This is a genomic window from Lactobacillus delbrueckii subsp. delbrueckii DSM 20074 = JCM 1012, assembly GCF_001433875.1.
GTDB lineage: Bacteria > Bacillota > Bacilli > Lactobacillales > Lactobacillaceae > Lactobacillus > Lactobacillus delbrueckii.
Map to the genome: position 1 here is coordinate 1 of NZ_AZCR01000117.1, position 1,141 is coordinate 1,141.

The 1,141-nt window shown below is 45.0% G+C and carries 1 protein-coding gene; it reads right to left on the reverse strand.

Going from position 1 to position 1,141, the window contains the following annotated elements; translation table 11 throughout:
• Window positions 1-365: 365 nt before the first annotated feature.
• A complete protein-coding gene (locus FD23_RS09790) occupies window positions 366-1,049 on the reverse strand; it encodes an OLD family protein (protein ID WP_230844903.1) in 684 nt (227 codons plus the stop codon).
• Window positions 1,050-1,141 lie beyond the last annotated feature (92 nt).

Below are 1,141 nucleotides of genomic sequence, written 5' to 3' on the forward strand. Positions count from 1 at the left end.
ACACCCGGCCAGCCTTGGTATTCTGCCAGCCATTCTTCTTAGCGGCTGAAACAGATTGGCCAAATGGCAGGCTGGCCAAAGTAGCCAAGACGGCTGCCCCGGCCATCAACCATTTATAATCATGCTTTGACTTTCGCACTTTTATCCTCCTTCTCCAAAAACTCACAGGGCATTCATTATCTATCTAATTTTAATAATTTATTATCTAACATGCAATATGCGACCCGGATTCACTTAAAAAGTTTTCTTGTTCCCTCAAAAAACGTAAAAAACTTATAAGTTAGTTTAAAAAAGCAACTTATAAGTTTTACCTTTTCTTTAAATTCTATATAAATATAAAGATTTATATTTCATCGATAAAATGGTCAATCTGCAAGAAGTATTCTACTAATTCCCGGTGCTTCCGCCCGTCTTTTTTCATAGTAGTCCTGCAGATCAGCCAAATCCATCTGCTCCATCAACTTGGAAGCCGTCTTATCCTTGCTCCAGCTTTGGTGGCGTTGCTGCATCAAGTCATACATGTGCTGCTTAACGTCTTCGTATGGCGCAAAGTCATGTGTCTTCTTGCCCTCTTTAAAGACCATGTAGTTCTCAATCTCCCGCTTAAAAGTCGCGTGAATGTGTGCCTGCATCCCTGGATACTTTGCCCTGATCCGGTGCAAGTGCCGCTGGCTCTGCTTAGCTTCATCCGTCCCCTTGTCTGAGTTGATCAAGATGAACCAAGGTTCATTCAGTTTAGAAAAAAGGTCAAAATTCAGCCAGGCCAGCAGACTGCCGCATCCCCCGACCGGTAAAATAAAGAGCCCTTTTTCAGCAAAAGTCGCGTCCACCAGCTTTTCTTCATACATCCACTGGTTGATCTTGGTCACAAAACGGACGTCTTCCTGCCCTTCGACCAAGAGAACGCAGCGGGACTTGACCGCCCGCCGGTCAGCCGCCAGGCACAAGCTGCTAGACACTTCCGCCAAGATCTGGCTGTCACTCAAAAGTTGCTGCTGGCCGGCAACCTTCTTGATGATCTTGATCCCTTCCAAAGGCAAAAGACCCATCAAGTGCGGCGTGTGATATGACCCCCGAAATTAGGACACTAATTTCGGGGGTTATTTTCATGACTAAATACACTAAAGAAATCAAACTTGCT

Bases quoted from the DNA above. Each gene is read 5' to 3' on its own strand.
- FD23_RS09790 (WP_230844903.1), bottom strand. From the start codon at position 1,049: ATGGGTCTTTTGCCTTTGGAAGGGATCAAGATCATCAAGAAGGTTGCC.